Origin of the sequence: Salinibacterium sp. GXW1014 (assembly GCF_044769865.1) — a bacterium.
In the GTDB taxonomy this organism is placed as follows: Bacteria; Actinomycetota; Actinomycetes; order Actinomycetales; family Microbacteriaceae; genus Homoserinimonas.
The window spans coordinates 705,469-723,732 of the sequence record NZ_JBIZWA010000002.1; the positions used below are offsets into that span (position 1 = coordinate 705,469).

Genomic DNA, 18,264 nt, shown 5'->3' on the forward strand with positions numbered 1-18,264 from the left:
CACTCTCTCACGAGCGCGCTCATGAGACCGTGTGTGACGAACCCCGGGCCTCAGCCGAGCAGTTCGGCGGCGAGCAGCCGGAGGGCGTCGACGCGGGCGGGCGTGGCATTCGCGGCATCCGCGTCGCTGGCCGAGAGGCCGGGCACGAGCATGACCTCGTCGACCCCGTAGCGTCGCGCGAGTTCGCGGATGCGGCGAGCGGCCGCCACAGGCTCGTCGATGACCCAGCGCTCGAGCATGGCGTCGACGGTCTGCTGCTGCGCGGGCGTCAACTCAGCGCGCGCCGCCTCCTCGATCGTCGCGAGGGGCCCGAGCGGTGCGCCCGTGCGCAGGCGCGCCATCTGCTGCAGGTTGGGCAGCGCGGCGGCCATCGCCTCCTGCGCGGTCGACGCGACCGAGACGTTGAGTGTGAGGAAGGTGCGGGGCGAGTCACCCTCGGCGGCGGGCGTGAAACCACTGCGATAGAGCTCCAGGATGCGCTCGGTCCCCTCCCCTGAGAAGTGGTGGGCGAAGACGTAGGGCAGCCCCAGCTTGGCGGCGAGCCGCGCGGAGTAATCACTCGAGCCGAGGAGCCAGGTCTGCGGCACAGCGGACGCCTTCGGCGTGGCGCTCAAGGCATAGCTGCGGCCGTTCGGCAGCTGCAGCATCGCACCCTCGGTATCGAGCAGCGTTGCGATGTCCTGCACGTTCTGCTCGAAGGCGTTCACGTCGCTCGTCGTGCCACTCGAGCGCAAGAACGAGGTGATGACGGGGTCGCTGCCGGGCGCCCGGCCGAGCCCCAGGTCGACGCGTCCGGGAAACGCCGCCTCCAGGATCGCGAACTGCTCTGCCACGACGAGCGGCGAATGGTTCGGCAGCATGACCCCGCCGGAGCCCACACGGATGCGCGAGGTGTTCGCGCCGATGATGCCGATCAACACGGCCGGGTTCGTCGAGGCGACCGCAGGCATGTTGTGGTGCTCCGCGACCCAGAACCGCTCGAAACCCAGTTCATCAGCGACCTTGGCCAGCTCGATCGTGGCGGCCACGGCATCCGCTGTCGTCTGGTTGCTTCGCACCGGAATCAGGTCAAGCACCGAGAGGCGAAGCGGATGCGGCTGGGCAGGGTCAATCGCAGAAGAAGTCATCATGGGCTGCAACGGCCTGCTCCCGGCGGCTATTCCCCCGGGCGGTTACGCCCCCACGATGCCCTTCGCCGCGACGGCAAGTTGCGCCAGCAGGCGGCGCGAGACATCCGCGTTCTGCATCTGGTTGATCGTGCCCGAGATGAAGAGTCCCGCGCCGGGCGCGAAGTAGAGCACGGCACCGGTGGAACTCGGATGCCCGACGAACTCACGCGGCCCGCCTCGAGTTGCGAGGGCCGAGACACGGCTACGCATGATGCCCACGCCCGCGTGGCTGGGAAAGGTCAGTCGCCGCCAGTCCCCCGTCATCTCGCCCACGAACTGCCGGTCGAAGAGCGCACCGTCGAGCAGCGCGCGCAGGAACACGATGCCGTCCTCCGCAGTCGAGACGATGCCGCCCTGCGCCCGCACCGAGGCCATCGTGAGCGGCAGCCGCACCGTGCGACGGCCGTGCAGCACGGGCGAGACGCCGTCATAGCGGTCGACATCACCGACGGAGAACGACCACGTGCCCGCGAGCCCGAGCGGCCCGATGATGCGCTCGGCGACGGCCGCCTCCCAGGGCACGCTCGTCGCCTGCTCAATGATGCGCCCGAGAATCGCGTAGTTGGTGTGCGAGAAGTGGGCTCGGCGCGACGTGCCGGGAGGGAACGCCGGTCGCATGGTGCGCGTCACGCCCAGCGCCTGGTCGAAGGTCCACCCGCGGTCGCGCTCGAGCGCGTCCCCGAAGACCGAGCCACCGTCGTCGCGGGGCTGCATGAGGTAGTTCGGCAGGCCGGAGGTGTGCGAGAGCAGGTGCCGCACCGTGATCTGCTCCGAGTAGTCCGTCTCGCGGTAGACGTGGATGCCAGAGACCAGGTCGGGGTCGAGGAAGGTCGTGACGGGGTCGTCGAGCCCCAGCACTCCCTCCTGGCGCAGCTGCATGATGATGGCCGCCGTGTAGAGCTTCGTGATCGACCCGATGAAGTACGGTCGTGCGGGCGACTCGCTCTCATAGAGCATCGACCACCCGTTGCTGGGCGTCGCGAGCGCGAATGAGACGGCACCCACGTCGGCGCGCGCCGCAAAGCGGTCGAGCACCGAGCGAATTCGGGTTTCGTCGACGGTCACGAGCGCGAGTCTAGGGTCGACGAGGAATCGCCGACCAACCCCCAATCCGGGGAGGAAGCCTAGCGCTTGCGCTTCTCCCGCACCCGCATATTCACGTTGATGGGCGTGCCCTCGAAGCCGAAGATCTCCCGCAGTCGTCGCTGGATGAAGCGGCGGTACTGGGGGTCGAGGAACCCGGTCGTGAAGAGCACGAACGTCGGCGGCCGGCTCGACGCCTGCGTGCCGAACAGGATGCGCGGCTGCTTGCCACCACGAACCGGATGCGGGTGCTCGGCCGTCAGGTCGGCGAGCAGCGCATTGAACTTGCCGGTCGGGATGCGCGTGTCCCACGACTCGAGCGCGGTCTCGAGGGCGGGCACGAGCTTCTCGAGGTGGCGTCCCGTCTTGGCGGAGATGTTGACGCGGGGCGCCCACGAGACGTGCGAGAGGTCCTGTTCGATCTCACGCTCGAGGTAGATACGGCGCTCGTCGTCGAGCAGGTCCCACTTGTTGTAGGCAAGCACGAGGGCACGACCCGACTCGAGCACGAGGTCGATGATCTTGAGATCCTGCACGCTGATCGGCTCGGTCACGTCGAGCACGACGACGGCGACCTCGGCCTTCTCAAGCGCGGCGCTCGTGCGCAGCGAGGCGTAGAAGTCGGCGCCCTGTGAGAGGTTCACACGGCGACGGATGCCGGCGGTGTCGACGAAGCGCCACACCTTGCCCGCGATCTCCACCTGCTCGTCGACCGGGTCGCGCGTGGTGCCAGCGAGGTCGTTGACGACGACGCGCTCCTCGCCCGCGGCCTTGTTGAGCAGGCTCGACTTGCCCACGTTGGGTCGACCGAGGATCGCGACGCGACGGGGTCCGCCGACCTCCTCCTTCGCGACGGCCGAGATCTCGGGCAGCACCGTGAGCGCGTGGTCGAGCAGGTCGGCGACGCCGCGGCCGTGCAGCGCCGAGACCGGCCACGGCTGTCCGAGGCCAAGGCTCCAGAGTTCGGCCGCGTTCGGCTCCTGCCGCACATCGTCGACCTTGTTCGCGACGAGGATGACGGGGCGCTTCGCCTGGCGGAGCATCCGCACGACGTGTTCGTCGGTCGCGGTCGCGCCGACGTTGGCGTCGACGACGAAGAGCACAGCGTCGGCCAGGTCGACGGCGACCTCGGCCTGGGCGGCGACGGATGCGTCGATACCGCGGGCGTCCGGCTCCCACCCGCCCGTGTCGACGAGGGTGAAGCGACGCTCGTTCCACTCGGCCTTGTAGGTCACGCGGTCGCGGGTGACACCGGGGGTGTCTTCAACGACGGCCTCGCGACGGCCGAGGATGCGGTTGATGAGGGCGGACTTGCCGACGTTCGGCCGACCGACGACCGCGAGCACGGGCAGGGCCGGGAGGTACACGACCTCGTCGGCGTCGTCACCCGTCGCCTCAAGGAGATCGATGTCCTCCTCGTCGAGCTCGTAGTCCGCGAGCCCAGCGCGCAGCGCGTTCGCCCGAATGGCCGCTTCGTCCTCGGAGAGCGCCGCCATGCGTTCGGCGAGTTGCTCGTCGAGCTCTGGGAAGTCGTCGTGGTCAGCCATTGGTGTCCTTCAGTCCTGGCACGGCGACGGCATCAGCCGACGCGATCGTGCACGAGATCGACCACCGCCTGGATGGTCTGGTCAAAGTCGAGATTGGTGGAGTCGATCGCCGTGACGCCCTCCGCGGCGTTCATGAAGTCCACCACCCGGGAATCCTGCGCGTCACGCGAAGTGAGATGCTTCGCGACCTCGGCAGCCGACTGCCCCGTGATTTCAGCGGAGCGCCTCGCCATTCTAGCTTCTTCGGATGCTGTGAGAAGAATGCGCACGGGCGCATCCGGGCACACCACGGTCGTGATGTCCCTGCCCTCCGTGATGACGCCCGGCTTGTCGCTCGAGTCGATCACGTGGCGGAACAGGTCGACGAGGTAGGCCCGCACGGGAAGGATGCCTGCGACCGCGCTGACGACCGCCGAGATCCGCGGCTCGCGGATGGCCGCCTCGACATCGACTCCCCCGACGCGCACGAAGTAGTCGTCGGGGTCGATGCCGATCGCGTAGTCGAAGTCGGCGAGCGCCGAGACGACCGCCTCCTGGTCGCTGGGGTCGATGCCCCGTTCGAGCACGAACCAGGCGAGGGCGCGGTATGCGGCGCCCGTGTCCTGGTAGTCGAAGCCGAGGCGCCGGGCGGCGGCGCGGCTCACGCTCGACTTGCCGCTGCCTGCGGGCCCGTCGACCGCGACGATGATCTTCTCCTGCATGGTCTCCCTCATTGCGGCGTGCTGCTCTGCCGTGTGCTCCGACGCACTCAACGGTACGTGCCCGCGATCTTCCAGCCGCGCTGCTCGAGCTCGGTCACGAGCCGCTCCTCCACCTCGGGGAGCACGGCGATCTCCGCGAGGCCGATCTGCGCGCCGGGCGAGTGCTCGAGGCGCAGGTCCTCCATGTTGACCCCGACCTCGCCGATCTCGGTGAGCAGCCGGGCGAGCTCGCCCGGGCGGTCGTCGACCTTGACCGTGATCTGCGCGAAGCGTCGATCCTGGCCGTGCTTGCCGGGGAGGCGCGCGACTCCCGCATTGCCCCCGGCCAAGATCTGGGCGAGCGAGCGACGGGCGCCAGACGCCTCCTGGTCGGAGAGGGAGTGAATGAGCACGTCGAGGTCGGTGCGCATGTCGCGGAGCACCTCGATGATGAACTTCGAGTTCGCCCCCATGATCTGCACCCACAGTTCGGGCGCACTCGCGGCGATGCGCGTCGTGTCCCGCAGGCCCTGCCCGGCGAGGGAGAGCGACTTGTCCTCGGCGTCGACGAGGCGTCGGGCCAGGAGCGTCGACACCGCCTGGGGCACGTGCGAGATGAGCGCGACGGCACGGTCGTGGTCCTCCGCGCTCATCGCGACGGGCACGGCGCCGAGGTCGAGGGCGAGCTGCTCGATGACCGAGATCTGTACTGGCGGAATTCCGGCGTGGGCCGCGATGACCCACGGGCGCCCGATGAAGAGGTCGGCGCGCGCCGAGATGGCACCGCCGCGCTCACGGCCGGCCATGGGGTGCGAACCGATGTAGCGCGAAAGGTCGGCGCCGACGAGGCTCAGCTCGGCGAGGGGCGCCATCTTGACGCTCGCGACATCCGTCACGAGGGCATTCGGATGCGCCTGCAGCTCCTGCGCCACGACTTCGGCCACGAGGTCCGGCGGCACGGCGACGACGACGAGCGCGGGTGAGTCCGAGGATTCGGCACGGCGTCCAGCCCCGTAGTCGACAGCAAGGCTCAGGCTGGTGGGCGAGGCATCGTGCAGGATGACCTCGACGCCCTTCTCCCGCAGCCCGAGGCCGACGCTCGCGCCGAGGAGTCCTGCGCCGACGACCCTAACGGGACCCTTCGTCCTTGCAATCGAGCCGTTCACCGGGTGGATCCGTTCTCTCGCGCGATCGTCAACAGCTTGCCGACCTCCTCCTTTGTCAGGTCGCGTAGCTGTCCCGCCTTCAGCGTGCCGAGGTGCAGCGGACCGAACTGGCGGCGCACCAGGTCGATGACGGGATGCCCGACCTCATCGAGCATCCGTCGCACGATGCGGTTGCGGCCCGAGTGCAGCGTGATCTCGACCATCGACGCATCGGCGTTGCTGCCACTCGTGAGGAGTCGAGCCTTGTCGGCGGCAATGAAGCCGTCCTCCAGTTCGAAGCCGGTCGTGAGCTTTGCGATGGTCTGCGCAGTGACCTTGCCGCGCACCTTGGCGATGTAGGTCTTCATGACCCCGAACGACGGATGCGCGAGCACGTGCGCCATCTCGCCATCGTTCGTGAGGATCAGCAGCCCGGAGGTCTGCGCGTCGAGGCGGCCGACGTTGAAGAGCCGTTCCTCGTACTGCGAGACGAAGCGACCGAGGTCGGGACGCCCGCGCTCGTCCTGCAACGAGCTGACGATGCCGACCGGCTTGTTAAGCATGACGTAGCGCCGCGAGGTGTCGAGCTGGATTGCGACGCCATCGACCGACACCTGATCCTCGGGCATGACTCGACGGCCGAGTTCGGTCACGACTTCGCCGTTGACCTCGACACGACCGGCGGCGATGAGATTCTCTGAGACGCGGCGTGAGGCAACGCCCGCGGCGGCCATGAGCTTCTGCAGCCGCACGCCCTCGGGCTGTTCCGAATCAGCGAAGGTCATCGAACCCCTCCGATCCGTCAGCGAGCAGGGGTGAGATTGGCGGCAACTCGTCGAGGGAGTTGATGCCGAGCTGCACCAGCAGCAGGTCGGTCGTGCCGTAGTGAATCGCGCCCGTCTCGGCATCCGTGAACGCCTCGGTGATGAGCCCGCGGCCAAGCAGCGTGCGCACGACAGAATCGACGTTGACGGCGCGGATCGATGCGATCGCGCCGCGCGTGATCGGCTGCTTGTAGGCGATCACGGCGAGCGTCTCGAGAGCCGCCTGCGACAGCCGGCTCGGGTTCTGGGTCAGCACGAAGTCCTTGACGATCGCGTCGTGCTCCTCGCGCACGTAGATGCGCCATCCGCCGCCGACCTCGCGCAGCTCGAAGCCGCGACGTGGTGACGCCGCCTCGCCGTCGTAGTCCGCGACGAGCGCGTCGATCGCTGCGCGCACCGCCTTGACGGGTGCCCCGAGCGCCGTCGCGAGCGTCACGACGCCCTGCGGCTCATCGACGACCATGAGGATCGCCTCAAGTCGAGCGCGAAGTTCCTCGGCCGATGGGGGCGCAGGAGCCGCGACATCCGCTTCGGCCTCGATCGTCGCGGTGCTCTCATCAGTTGCCATAGTCAGCCCCCAGGTTGGCGAGGTTCTCGTCGGACCAGTGTTCCGCTGTCCACTGCACGGTCAGTTCGCCGAGCGGCTCGATCTGCTCGAAGGAGATCGCGGCGCCGCGGTAGAGCTCGAGCACGGCGAGGAAGCGCGCGATGATGACGCCCTTCTGCTCCGCCCCCGCGATGAGCTGGCGGAACGTCATGGGCTCGCCGCGGCGCAGCAGCGCGACAACCGTCGCAGCCTGCTCCCGGATGCTCACGAGCGGCGCGTGCAGGTGGTCGAGCCCCACGGTCGGCAGTTCCTTGGGCGCGAGCGCGACGGCCGCGAGCGCCGCGAATTCCTCGGGCGAGAGCGTCCACACGAGCTCGGGCGTCGAGGCGCGGAACTTCTCCTCCAGTCGCACCGAACGCACCGTGCGGCTCGACTCGGCCGTGAGCCGCTCGTCGAACCACGCCGAAGCCTCCTTGAAGGCCCGGTACTGCAGTAGGCGGGCGAAGAGCAGGTCGCGGGCCTCGAGCAGCGCGACATCCTCCGCGTCGACGAGCTCGCCCTGCGGCAGCAGCCCGGCCACCTTGAGGTCGAGCAGTGTCGCGGCCACCACGAGGAACTCGCTCGCCTCGTTGAGCTCGTCATGCGTGTCGAGGGTGCGTAAGTAGGCGATGAACTCGGATGTCACGAGGCTCAGCGAGACCTCGGTGATGTCGAGCTCGTGCTTGCCGATCAGTGTCAGCAGCAGGTCGAAGGGCCCGTCGAAGTCGCCCACCGTGACGGTGAAGCCGGCGGAGCCGGCAGCGCCCGCGGCATCCGCCCCCTCAGTCACCGTCACGACGTCAAGCGACCGCACCGCGGAATACGAGCTCTCTCGCGAGCTGCCGGTAGGCCTCGGCGGCCGCGTGTTCGGGGGCGAACTGGGTGATGGGCGCCGCGGCGACGGATGCGTCGGGGAACTTGATCGTGCGGCCGATAACGGTCTCGAACACCTTGTCGCCGAAGGTCTCGACGACCCGCTCGAGCACCTCACGGGAGTGCAGCGTGCGCGAGTCGTACATCGTGGCGAGGATGCCGTCGAGCTGGATGGCGGGGTTGAGCCGGTCCTTGACCTTCTCGATCGTCTCGATGAGCAGCGCGACGCCGCGGAGGGCGAAGAACTCGCACTCGAGGGGAATGAGCACGCCATGGCTCGCCGTGAGGGCGTTGACGGTCAGCAAGCCGAGCGAGGGCTGGCAGTCGATCAGGATGACGTCGTACTCGTCCTTGACCTTGCGGAGCACCCCGGCGAGGATCTGCTCGCGCGCGACCTCATTGACGAGGTGCACCTCGGCCGCCGAGAGGTCGATGTTGGCCGGGATCACGTCGAGGCCCGGTGTCGCCGTCTGCTGGATCGCCTCGTGGGGGTCCTTCAGCGTGCCGAGCAGGAGGTCATAGATGTTGGGCACATCGTGCGTCTGCACACCGAGCCCGGCCGAAAGCGCACCCTGGGGGTCGAAGTCGACGGCCAGCACCCGGCGGCCATAGTCGGCGAGCGCCGCCCCGACGCTGATGGTCGTCGTGGTCTTGCCGACGCCGCCCTTCTGGTTACAGAGGGCGATGATGCGGGCAGGGCCGTGCGAGCCCAGCGGTTCCGGCGCTGGGAAGCCGCGCGCTGGCCGGCCGGTGGGCCCCAGCTTGGGCGACACTGCCTGCACGTCGACCCCGTCGAGTTCCGCCGACATGTCCCGTGATCTCGCCATCCGCTTCATCCTCACAGTGAGCGCACGCCCGATTGGATGCTCGGGCTGCAAGCCCCGATTCTATCGAGGAGGTCGCCCGCAGCCCGGACGCAACGCGTGGGGTGCCGTCAGGTCACCTCGACCCGTGCTTGAAGGTTGGCGCGCCCGTCACCGCGCGCGCGGGTGCGCCGTCGTGTACATGTCGCGGAGCGTGTCCGCCGTCACGAGCGTGTAGAGCTGCGTCGTCGCGACCGAAGAATGGCCGAGCAACTCCTGCACAACCCGCACATCCGCCCCGCCCTCGAGCAGGTGCGTCGCGAAGGAGTGCCGCAGGGTGTGCGGGGAGACCTCGCCCTCGATGCCGGCCTGCTCGGCCCGCGCCCGGATGATCAGCCACGCGTTCTGCCGCGAGACCCGAGCCCCTCGCACGCCGAGAAAGAGCGCGGGTGTCGACTTGCCCTTCGCCGACATTCCGGGGCGTGCCCGCACGAGGTAGGCGTCGATCGCCCGCCGCGCATAGGAGCCGAGGGGAACGATGCGCTGCTTGCCGCCCTTGCCAAGCAACCGCACGAGGTCGCCTTCCCCCATGACATCGTCGACGTTGAGTCCGACCGCCTCCGAGACGCGGGCACCCGTCGCATAGAGCAGTTCGAGGAGGGCGCGATCGCGCAGCGCAACGGGGTCGTCCCCGGATGCCGCCGCCAGGATCGCCTCCACCTGGTCGAGCCCGATCGCCTTCGGCAGCCGCAACGCGAGCTTCGGCGGCTTATGTTCGGCCGCGGCATCCGCCACCGCGTAGCCCTCGTCGAGACAGAACCGGTGGAACCCGCGCACCGACGACAGCACCCGCGCCACCGATGAGGCGCTCTTGCCCTCCCCCGCGGCAAGCTCCTGCGTGAACGCCGCGACATCCGTGCCAGTCACCGCGTCGGCCGAGCGGATGCCGCGTGCCTCAAGAAACTCGAGATATCGCCCCAAATCGCGCCCATACGCCGCGAGCGTGTTCGCCGCGCGCCCGCGCTCGATGCCGAGGTGCCGCAGGTACCGGTCGACGAGCACCGGCAGGGCCTCGCCCGTCACGGCGCTACCGTCCCGCGGCGAGCGCCAGGGTGGCCGCGACGAGGATGCCGTTGCGCACGCGCCCCGCGCGGATCGCGTCCAGCACCTCGTCGATCGCGACCCAGCGGAGCTCCATGTCGGCCTCCTCGTCGCCGCGCTCGAAGTCGTGCGTAACCGACTCGAGGCCGCGCGCGAGGTAGACGCGCAGAAGCTCGTCGCTCCCGCCCGGCGAGGTGAAGAACTCGAGCAGGGGGCTCCACTCGCGGGCCGAGAGGTCGGCCTCCTCCTCGAGTTCGCGCTTGGCCGCCTCCAGCGGGTCCTCACCCTCCTGGTCGAGCAGGCCGGCGGGGAGTTCCCAGTCACGCGTCGCGATGGGGTGGCGATACTGCTTGATCACGAGCATCCGCTCATGCTCGTCGAGGGCGAGCACGGCGACGGCGCCCGTGTGCGCCACGTACTCGCGCACGATCTCGCCGTCGCCATAGCTGAACCGGTCGCGGCGCACGTCCCAGACAGCACCCTCGAACACCGTGTCGGAGGCGAGGATCGCCTGCGGCGCGGGCTCATCCGCGAGCAGCTGGTCACTCCCCCGCTCAGCGCTCATCCCTCAGACCGCGGTGGTCTCGGATGCCTCGCTGACCTCGAAGAGGCGGCTCGCATTCTGCCGGTCGAGCGCTGCCGCGACAAGACCGGAGAAGAGCGGATGCGCGTTGTTGGGCCGCGAGCGCAGCTCCGGGTGTGCCTGCGTGCCCACATAGAACGGGTGCACGTCGCGCGGCAGCTCGACATACTCGACGAGCGTGCCGTCGGGCGAGGTGCCTGAGAACCACAGGCCGGCATCCGCGATCTGCTCGCGGTAGGCGTTGTTGACCTCGTAGCGGTGGCGGTGACGCTCGGATGCGCTCGGGCCGCCGTAGAGCTCCGAGACGAGCGAGCCCTCGGCGAGGGCTGCCTCGTAGAGACCGAGGCGCATGGTGCCACCCAGGTCGCCGCCCGCGATGATGTCGACCTGCTCCGCCATGGTCGCGATGACCGGCACGGGCGTGCCCGGGTCGAACTCGGTCGACGACGCACCGGCGAGGCCCGCGACATCCCTCGCGTACTCGATCACCATGCACTGCAGGCCGAGGCACAGCCCGAGGGTCGGGATGCCGTTCTCCCGGGCGAAGCGCAGGGCGCCAAGCTTGCCCTCGATGCCACGGATGCCGAAGCCGCCCGGCACGCAGATACCGTCGAGGTGCGACAGCATGCGGGCAGCACCCTCGGGGGTCTCGCACTCGTCGGACGGCACCCACTCGAGACGCACGCGAGCATCGTTGGCGAAACCGCCCGCCTTGAGCGCCTCGGTGACGGAGAGGTAGGCGTCGGGCAGGTCGATGTACTTGCCGACGAGCCCGATCGTCACCTCGTGCTTGGGGTTGTGCACGACATCGAGCAGTTCCTGCCACCCGGTCCAGTCGACTGCGTCTGCCTCGAGGCCGAGGTGGTCGATGATGTAGGCGTCGAGGCCCTGCTCGTGGAGGGTGCTCGGGATGTCGTAGATGCTGGATGCGTCGGGGCAGTTGACGACCGCCTCCGGGTCGACATCACACATGAGCGCGATCTTGCGGTTCATGCTGTCGGCGACGGGGCGGTCGGAACGCAACACGATGGCATCCGGCTGGATACCGATCGAACGCAGAGCCGCAACCGAGTGCTGGGTCGGCTTGGTCTTCTGCTCGCCCGCCGCACTGAGGTAGGGAACCAGCGAGACGTGCACGAAGAAGCAGTTGTTGCGGCCGAGCTCGTGGCGCACCTGGCGGGCCGCCTCGATGAAGGGCTGCGACTCGATGTCGCCGACGGTGCCGCCGATCTCGGTGATGATGACGTCGGGGCGGGGGCTTCCGTCGGCCGGCTCCTGCGCCTGCAGGCGCATCCGGCGCTTGATCTCGTCGGTGATGTGCGGGATGACCTGCACCGTGTCGCCCAGGTATTCGCCGCGACGCTCACGCGCGATCACGGTCGAATAGATCTGGCCCGTCGTGACGTTGGCGGCCTCGTCGAGGTTGATGTCGAGGAAGCGCTCGTAGTGCCCGATGTCGAGATCGGTCTCGGCACCGTCATCCGTCACGAAGACCTCACCGTGCTGGAAGGGGTTCATGGTCCCTGGATCCACGTTGAGATAGGGATCGAGCTTCTGCATGACGACGCGCAGACCGCGGGCCGTCAGGAGGTTGCCGAGGCTGGCCGCCGTGAGGCCCTTGCCCAGGGAGGAGACGACACCCCCAGTGACGAAGATGTGCTTGGTTGTGCCCGCGTTCGAATTGTCCACCACGGGTTTGCAGCCTATCACCGGCGTCTGCGTTATTCGGCGGCGAGCTCCAGCAGTTCTCGCGCGTGTTCGAGGCCGCTTGAGGAGTCGGGGAGGCCCGAGAGCAGTCGCGCCATCTCTGCAGTGCGCTCCTCGCCCGTCAACTGGCGCACGCTGCTGGCCGTCACGGAGCCGTCGCTGTCTTTCACGACCGAGAGATGGTTGCTCGCAAATGCCGCAACCTGGGCCAGATGCGTGACGACGATGACCTGCGAACGCTCCGCGAGTCGGGCGAGTCGTCGACCGATCTCGATCGCCGCGGCACCGCCGACGCCCGCATCCACCTCATCGAAGACGAAGGTCGGCACGGGGTCGCTGCCCGCCAGCACGACCTCGATCGCGAGCATGACCCGCGAGAGCTCGCCCCCGGATGCGCCCCGGCCGAGCGGGCGCGGTTCCGCGCCCGGGTGGGGCTGCAGGAGCAGGGCGACCTGGTCCTTCCCGCTGAGCCCATATTCCGCCCGCTCCGTGACCTCGACCGCGAGGGTCGCGTCGGGCATCGCGAGCGCGCTCAGTTCGGCGCTGACCTCGTCGCCGAGCCTGCCGGCCGCGGCGGCCCGGATGTCGTGCAGTCGGGAGGCGAGCGTTCCGATCTGCTCCCTGCTGCGCTCGACGGATGCCGAGAGCTCGCTGATGCGGTCGCTGTCACTGTCGAGTTCGAGGAGTCGTGTGCTGCCCTCGTCGACGAACGCGATGACGTCACCCAGGGTCGGCCCGTACTTCCGCGTGAGCGTCGCAAGTTCTGCCCGGCGCTCCTGGAGGCGCTCGAGTTCCGTCGCGGCCTCGGCGTCGAGCCCGCCCAGGTAGCTCGCCAACTGTGAGCCGAGGTCGGCAACCACGAAGGAGGCGCTCGTCACGGCTTCGGCGATCGAGGCGAGCGAGGCATCGTGGTCCGACACCCGCTCGAGCTGTCGGCGCGCGGCATCGAGGAGCGTTGCGGCGGCCGGAGTCTCATCGAGGTCCCCGGCCAGGAGCACGCGGGCCGACTCGGCGGCGAGGCGCAGGTCCTCAAGGTTTCCGAGGCGCTCGATGCGCTCATCGAGCTGCGTGTCCTCATCGGCCAGCGGCTCGACCGCCTCGATCTCGTCGAGCGCTCCGCGCAGCTCCTCGGCCTCGCGCGCGCGCCGGTCCCGCTCGGCCACGAGCACATCGAGCTCGCCCTGACTGTCCTGCCACTCGCGGTACACCGAGTGGTACTCCGCAAGCACCGTTGCGAGTTCCTCGCCCGCGAAACGGTCGAGTGCCTCACGCTGGGCAGTGGACGACTTGAGGCGCAACTGCTCCGACTGGCCGTGCACGACCACCAGCTGGCTGCCCAACTCGGCGAGCACACCGACGGGGGCCGAGCGCCCCCCGACAACGGCTCGGCTGCGTCCCTCCGCAGTGACGCTGCGGTTCAGGATGAGCTCGGCACGACTGCCGCCGATGGGGTCGACCTCGCCACCGGCATCCGAGACCCGCTCGGCCACGAGGCTGCCCTCGTCGATGAGCCACCGGCCCTCAACGGATGCTGCGGGGTTGCCCTTGCGCACGACGCCGCTGTCGGCGCGGGCCCCCAGCAGGAGTCCAAGCGCCGTCACCACCATGGTCTTGCCCGCACCCGTCTCACCCGTGAGCGCAGTGAACCCTGGCCCGAGCGGCAGGCTCGCCTCGCCGATGACCCCGAGATTGCGGATCTGGATCTCCTCGATCACCTCACGCCCTCCCCACGTACTGCCGAGTCACTCATGTGCCGCCTGGATCGGGACCTCGCGCGTTGCCGTGCTCTCCGGTCCTCGCCACCCAGCAACGGGAAGCTGGAACTTGTTGACCAACCGATCGGTGAATGGCGCCTCGTGCAATCGCGCCAAGCGCACCGGCAACTCGGAACGCCGCACGACCACGCGGGCACCCGGCGGCAGGTCCCAGGTGCGCCGACCGTCGCACCACAACACTCCCGTGCCCTGCGTGCGGTCGAGTACCTCGACGGCCAGCACCGAGTCAGGGCCAACGACGAGCGGGCGTGCGAAGAGAGCGTGAGCGCTGAGCGGCACGAGCAGCAACGCGTCCACCCCTGGCCACACCACCGGTCCCCCCGCCGAGAACGAATACGCCGTCGACCCGGTCGGCGTCGACATCACCACGCCATCGCAACCGAACGACGAGAGTGGCCGCCGGTCGACCTCGATGACGACCTCGAGCATACGTTCGCGGCTCGCCTTCTCGACCGTCGCCTCATTGAGCGCCCAGGTCTCGTAGGCGACCGCGTTGCCGACCTTGACCCGCACGTCGAGCGTCATACGCTGCTCCACGAGGTAGTCGCGGTTGAGGGCACGACGCACCGTCTCGGCGAGATCGTCGCGCTCGCTCTCGGCGAGGAAGCCCACGTGCCCAAGGTTCACGCCGAGGATGGGAGCCGAGCAGCCGCGCAGCAGTTCCGCCGCGCGAAGGATCGTGCCGTCGCCGCCCAGCACGATACCGAGCTCGAGCATGTCGATCGAGACGTCCTCGCCCAGCACGCGAATCGTCTCGAGCGCGGGGTCATGCTTGATGAGGTCCTGGCGTTCCTCTCGCGTCGTGACCGCCGCGACCCCGCCGTCGAGCAATTCGCGACAGACCTGCGCCGCCGCAGCGAGCGATTCCGTGCGACCCGTGTGGGAGACGACAAGGATGCTGCGTGCGCCCGCCACAGTGGACGAACCGTCACCTGCACTCACTCGGCACTCCCTAGTGGTCTGGCCAACCGGGTCACCGGCTCAGCTCTGAAACGCGCTCCAACCATTCTGTCGGATTGCTGCCGACAGTGCTGAGATGCACGAGGTACTCGTGATTACCCGCGCCGCCGAGGATTGGTGAGGAGACGATACCCGCCGTGCCGAGCCCAGCATCCCAGGCGCTCCACAGCACGGTCGCCACGGCGTCCGCCCTCAGGCCGGGGTCACGCACGATTCCCTCGCGGATGCCCGTGCGCCCCACCTCGAACTGCGGCTTCACGAGGAGCACGAGGTCGGCTCCCTCGGCGGCCGTCCGCACGAGGGCCGGGATGATCATGGTGAGGCTGATGAACGACAGGTCACCCACCACGAGGTCGGGCGCCATCGGCTCACCCACGGCCTCTGCGAGCGATGGCGGGCTGAGCTCGCGGGCATTGAACCCCTCCACGACTGTGACGCGGGGGTCGGCCGCAACCTCGGCCGCGAGCTGCCCATGCCCCACATCAAGGGCGACCACCCGCGCGACGCCGCGCTCGCACAGCACCTGCGTGAATCCGCCCGTCGAGGCCCCGACATCCAGCGCCGTGCGGCCGGCAACCGAGATCGCGAAAGCGTCCAGCGCCGCGACCAGCTTGTGGGCGGCGCGGCTGACATAGTGGTCGGCGCCCGCAACCTCGATCACGCTCGAGTCGAGCACCTGCTGCGACGACTTCACCGCCTGCACGCCGTCCACGCTCACGAGGCCGTCGGCGATCAGACGCGCGGCGTGGGTGCGCGATCGAGCGAGTCCGCGCGCGGCAAGTGCCGCGTCGAGGCGGGTCGTCTCAGCGATGCGAGTGCTCCCCCGCCTCGAGCATGGCGAGCAGCTCGTCGTGCACCTGCACGAAGGCCTCCGCGCGCTGCTCGAGCGGCTGATCCTCGATGACGCGCAGTCGAGACACGAACTCGCCATCAGCGACGGCGTCGTCACGCACGGGTTGCTCCTGGTCCATGCCCCAATTCCACCACACGCGACCCCGAAGCCGTCGACGGCCCGCTCAGCGCGCGATGCGCAGGGCGTCGAGCAGCGGGCCGGTCACGTCAATCGCGAAGATCGCCATCCCGGAACCCCACACGGCAGCGGATGCCGCGCGCACGAGATCCGCAAAATTCCCGGCTTCCACGAGCTCGAGTGTCCGCCCCACGAGCCGCACGGCAGAACCACCCACTCGCGTGACGCCATCCGCCTCGCTCAGGACCTCGGGATAGGGCGCGTCAAGCTCCGACAGGTCACCCAGGATCACATCGGGACGCATCGAGGGGTCGGCCGCGAGCAACTGGCGCGCCCCGTCGATGCCGGTCAGCACGAGCGCCGAACGAAGGCCGGTCCGGTTGGCGCCCAGGATGTCGGTGTCGAGCCGGTCGCCCACGAACAGGGCCGTGCGTGCACCGAATCGTTCCATCGCCGCCTCGAAGATGGGCGTCTCGGGCTTGCCCGCAATCACGGGAAGCCTCGCCACGGCCGTGTGCACGGCGGAGACGAGGGTGCCATTGCCCGGCGCGACGCCGCGCGCCAGCGGGATCGTCCAGTCGTTGTTCGTCGCAACCCAGGGCCGCTCGGCGTGGTCCCCCTGCAGCGCGTAGGCAGCCTCCGCCAGGTCCTTCCATCCGACCTCGGGCGAGAAGCCCTGCACGACGGCGGCCGTCGCGTCACTCGCGGTGCGCACCGGCGTGAGGCCCGCGCGCTCCACCTCCACGATGAGGCCCTCTCCCCCGACCACGAGCACCTCGGCACCCTCATCAACGAGCCCAAGCAGCAGTCGCGCCGCTGCTTGCGAGGAGGTGACGACATCCGATTCGGATGCCGGCAGCCCGAGCCGCTGCAGGTGCTCGGCCACCGAGGCCGCCGTGCGCGAGGCGTTGTTCGTCAGGTATCCGACACGAAGCGTCGTGGACGTCAGGCTCTCGACCGCCGCAGGGATGGCGTGGTCGCCCTTGTAGACGACACCGTCAAGGTCGACCATGACGCAGTCGATTCCACTGAGCGGAGTCTCCCCCGCCCGAAGGGCCGTCGCGCTGCGCTCAGTCGTTGCTGGTGTCGTCGTTCGGTCCTGCGTTCCCTGCGTCGGCGCCGCCTTCGCCTGGGGCGACCCCACCTGTGTCGTCGCTGACGAGTGTGCTGCCTTCGTCGTCGGCTTCCTCTTCAAAAACCTCAATGACATCCTCTTCATTCGACATTTCGCCAGCGAGCGCTGCCGCCGCGATATCGGCGCGGCGGTACCAATCTTCGGCGTCCCCGTCGCGGCCGAGGTCCTCGAGCACGGCGGCATAGGCCGAGAACAGCGCGGGGCTCCAACTGTAGGCACGTTCCGGATCCAGCTGCGGAATCTCCAATTCCAGGAGAGCAGCATCTGTCTGCCCGAGGTCGAGCCTGGCTCCCGACATCGCGATGGCGAGTTCCACCTGGACATCCACAGGAAGGGTCTCGCGCGGCACCGAGCGGCCAAGCTCAAGCGCCCGGTCGGGCCGGCCGAGACCCCGCTCAGAATCGACCATCATCGGCAGCTGGTCATCCCGGCCGGAGATGCGCCGGTAGGTGCGCAGTTCGCGCAGCGCCAGGGCAAAATCACCGACCGCGTAGGCCGTGATCGCAAGGGACTCACGCACAACCGCGATGCGCCCGGCCTTGCGAGCAGCGGATGTCGCGTGGCGGTGTGCGAGCTCCGGGTCCTCATCGATCAACCGCGCCGCCATCACGAGATGGGTGGCGACGACATCGGCGTTCTCTTTGGCCAGCGTCTTCAGCTGTGCACGCGCGACACGGTCGAGCTGGTCGGGCCGCACGTCCGAGGGAATATGCGGGTCATCGTGCCGGTTGCGCACGGAACGGATGCCGTAGGGGTCACGATCCTCCATCGGCTCGCGATCGCGCGCATCCCGGTCCCCGCGGGCCGGCTTGCCGTCCTTGGTCCAGACCCCGTCCCGGCCGGAACCACCGGGGCGCCGAGGACCGGAAGGCCGGCCGCCACGCTCGGGTCGACCACCGTCGTTCCAGCGAGGCCGCGACTCGGAGCCGCCGCGTGCTGATCCGGATGCACGCTCGCCGTCGCGACGAGGCCGCTCCCCGTCCCTGCGCGGAGCATCGCCATCACGACGCGGGCGATCGCCGTCGCGGCGTGCGGAATCGCCGTCGCGACGGGGGCGATCCCCATCCCGACGAGCGCGCGACTCGCCGCTGCCCGGCTGGTCCTCCGAGCGCCGCGGACGGTCATCGTCACGGAAAGGCCGAGCGTCGTCGCCGCCGCGTCGGGCGTCGCCTGAACCGGGGGCGTCACGCCGCGGGGGCTTACTACCGCGCGGTTGGCCCTTCGCGGGGCCGCGGCGGTCATCGCGAGCGCCGTCAGGGCGCTCACCTGGTCGGCGGGGACGATCTGATTCGCTCACGAATATTCTCCTGATTGGTCCCGGTG

General features: G+C 69.1%; 18 protein-coding genes. All 18 read right to left on the bottom strand.

What is annotated here, in order from left to right:
* Positions 1–50: 50 nt before the first annotated feature.
* Positions 51–1,130 (bottom strand): LLM class flavin-dependent oxidoreductase, encoded by a 1,080-nt coding sequence (locus ACIQK7_RS13115; protein WP_403025630.1) that lies wholly within the window; start codon positions 1,128–1,130, stop codon positions 51–53.
* A gap of 42 nt (positions 1,131–1,172) precedes the next feature.
* Positions 1,173–2,234 (bottom strand): serine hydrolase domain-containing protein, encoded by a 1,062-nt coding sequence (locus ACIQK7_RS13120; protein WP_403025633.1) that lies wholly within the window; start codon positions 2,232–2,234, stop codon positions 1,173–1,175.
* 59 nt (positions 2,235–2,293) lie between these two features.
* On the bottom strand, positions 2,294–3,799 hold the full coding sequence (der, locus tag ACIQK7_RS13125; RefSeq protein ID WP_325208947.1) for a ribosome biogenesis GTPase Der: 1,506 nt from the start codon (positions 3,797–3,799) through the stop codon (positions 2,294–2,296).
* Positions 3,800–3,831: 32 nt separating this feature from the next.
* The gene (cmk, locus tag ACIQK7_RS13130; protein WP_403025637.1) at positions 3,832–4,512 is read right to left on the bottom strand and encodes a (d)CMP kinase; all 681 of its coding nucleotides are present in this window, start codon (positions 4,510–4,512) and stop codon (positions 3,832–3,834) included.
* A 35-nt stretch (positions 4,513–4,547) separates the two neighbouring features.
* The gene (locus ACIQK7_RS13135; protein ID WP_403025640.1) at positions 4,548–5,645 is read right to left on the bottom strand and encodes a prephenate dehydrogenase; all 1,098 of its coding nucleotides are present in this window, start codon (positions 5,643–5,645) and stop codon (positions 4,548–4,550) included.
* On the bottom strand, positions 5,642–6,409 hold the full coding sequence (locus tag ACIQK7_RS13140; RefSeq protein WP_403025643.1) for a pseudouridine synthase: 768 nt from the start codon (positions 6,407–6,409) through the stop codon (positions 5,642–5,644). The genes ACIQK7_RS13135 and ACIQK7_RS13140 overlap by 4 nt, the downstream gene beginning before the upstream one ends.
* Positions 6,396–7,016, bottom strand: a complete 621-nt coding sequence (gene scpB, locus ACIQK7_RS13145; RefSeq protein ID WP_403025645.1) for an SMC-Scp complex subunit ScpB — start codon at positions 7,014–7,016, stop codon at positions 6,396–6,398. The genes ACIQK7_RS13140 and scpB overlap by 14 nt, the downstream gene beginning before the upstream one ends.
* The gene (locus tag ACIQK7_RS13150) at positions 7,006–7,830 is read right to left on the bottom strand and encodes a segregation and condensation protein A (RefSeq protein WP_403025648.1); all 825 of its coding nucleotides are present in this window, start codon (positions 7,828–7,830) and stop codon (positions 7,006–7,008) included. The genes scpB and ACIQK7_RS13150 overlap by 11 nt, the downstream gene beginning before the upstream one ends.
* A 4-nt stretch (positions 7,831–7,834) precedes the next feature.
* Entirely contained in the window at positions 7,835–8,716 is an 882-nt protein-coding gene (locus ACIQK7_RS13155) for a ParA family protein (protein ID WP_403025724.1), read from the bottom strand.
* Positions 8,717–8,881: 165 nt separating this feature from the next.
* Entirely contained in the window at positions 8,882–9,793 is a 912-nt protein-coding gene (gene xerD, locus ACIQK7_RS13160) for a site-specific tyrosine recombinase XerD (protein ID WP_403025650.1), read from the bottom strand.
* 4 nt (positions 9,794–9,797) lie between these two features.
* Positions 9,798–10,376: an NUDIX domain-containing protein gene (locus tag ACIQK7_RS13165; protein ID WP_403025653.1), complete on the bottom strand. Its 579-nt coding sequence runs from the start codon at positions 10,374–10,376 to the stop codon at positions 9,798–9,800.
* Positions 10,377–10,379: 3 nt separating this feature from the next.
* Positions 10,380–12,086 carry a CTP synthase gene (locus tag ACIQK7_RS13170; protein WP_403025656.1) on the bottom strand — a complete coding sequence of 569 codons (1,707 nt, stop codon included), beginning with the start codon at positions 12,084–12,086 and terminating at the stop codon, positions 10,380–10,382.
* Between the two features lie 29 nt (positions 12,087–12,115).
* Complete coding sequence (gene recN / locus ACIQK7_RS13175) at positions 12,116–13,816, bottom strand: DNA repair protein RecN (protein ID WP_403025659.1); 1,701 nt, start codon at positions 13,814–13,816, stop codon at positions 12,116–12,118.
* Positions 13,817–13,843: 27 nt separating this feature from the next.
* A complete protein-coding gene (locus ACIQK7_RS13180; protein WP_403025662.1) occupies positions 13,844–14,818 on the bottom strand; it encodes an NAD kinase in 975 nt (324 codons plus the stop codon).
* Positions 14,819–14,849: 31 nt separating this feature from the next.
* On the bottom strand, positions 14,850–15,647 hold the full coding sequence (locus ACIQK7_RS13185; protein ID WP_403025727.1) for a TlyA family RNA methyltransferase: 798 nt from the start codon (positions 15,645–15,647) through the stop codon (positions 14,850–14,852).
* Positions 15,640–15,807, bottom strand: a complete 168-nt coding sequence (locus ACIQK7_RS13190) for a hypothetical protein (RefSeq protein ID WP_403025663.1) — start codon at positions 15,805–15,807, stop codon at positions 15,640–15,642. Before ACIQK7_RS13190 ends, ACIQK7_RS13185 begins: the two co-directional genes overlap by 8 nt.
* A gap of 45 nt (positions 15,808–15,852) precedes the next feature.
* Positions 15,853–16,818 (bottom strand): HAD-IIA family hydrolase, encoded by a 966-nt coding sequence (locus tag ACIQK7_RS13195; RefSeq protein WP_403025666.1) that lies wholly within the window; start codon positions 16,816–16,818, stop codon positions 15,853–15,855.
* A gap of 58 nt (positions 16,819–16,876) precedes the next feature.
* The gene (locus tag ACIQK7_RS13200) at positions 16,877–17,710 is read right to left on the bottom strand and encodes a hypothetical protein (protein WP_403025669.1); all 834 of its coding nucleotides are present in this window, start codon (positions 17,708–17,710) and stop codon (positions 16,877–16,879) included.
* Positions 17,711–18,264 lie beyond the last annotated feature (554 nt).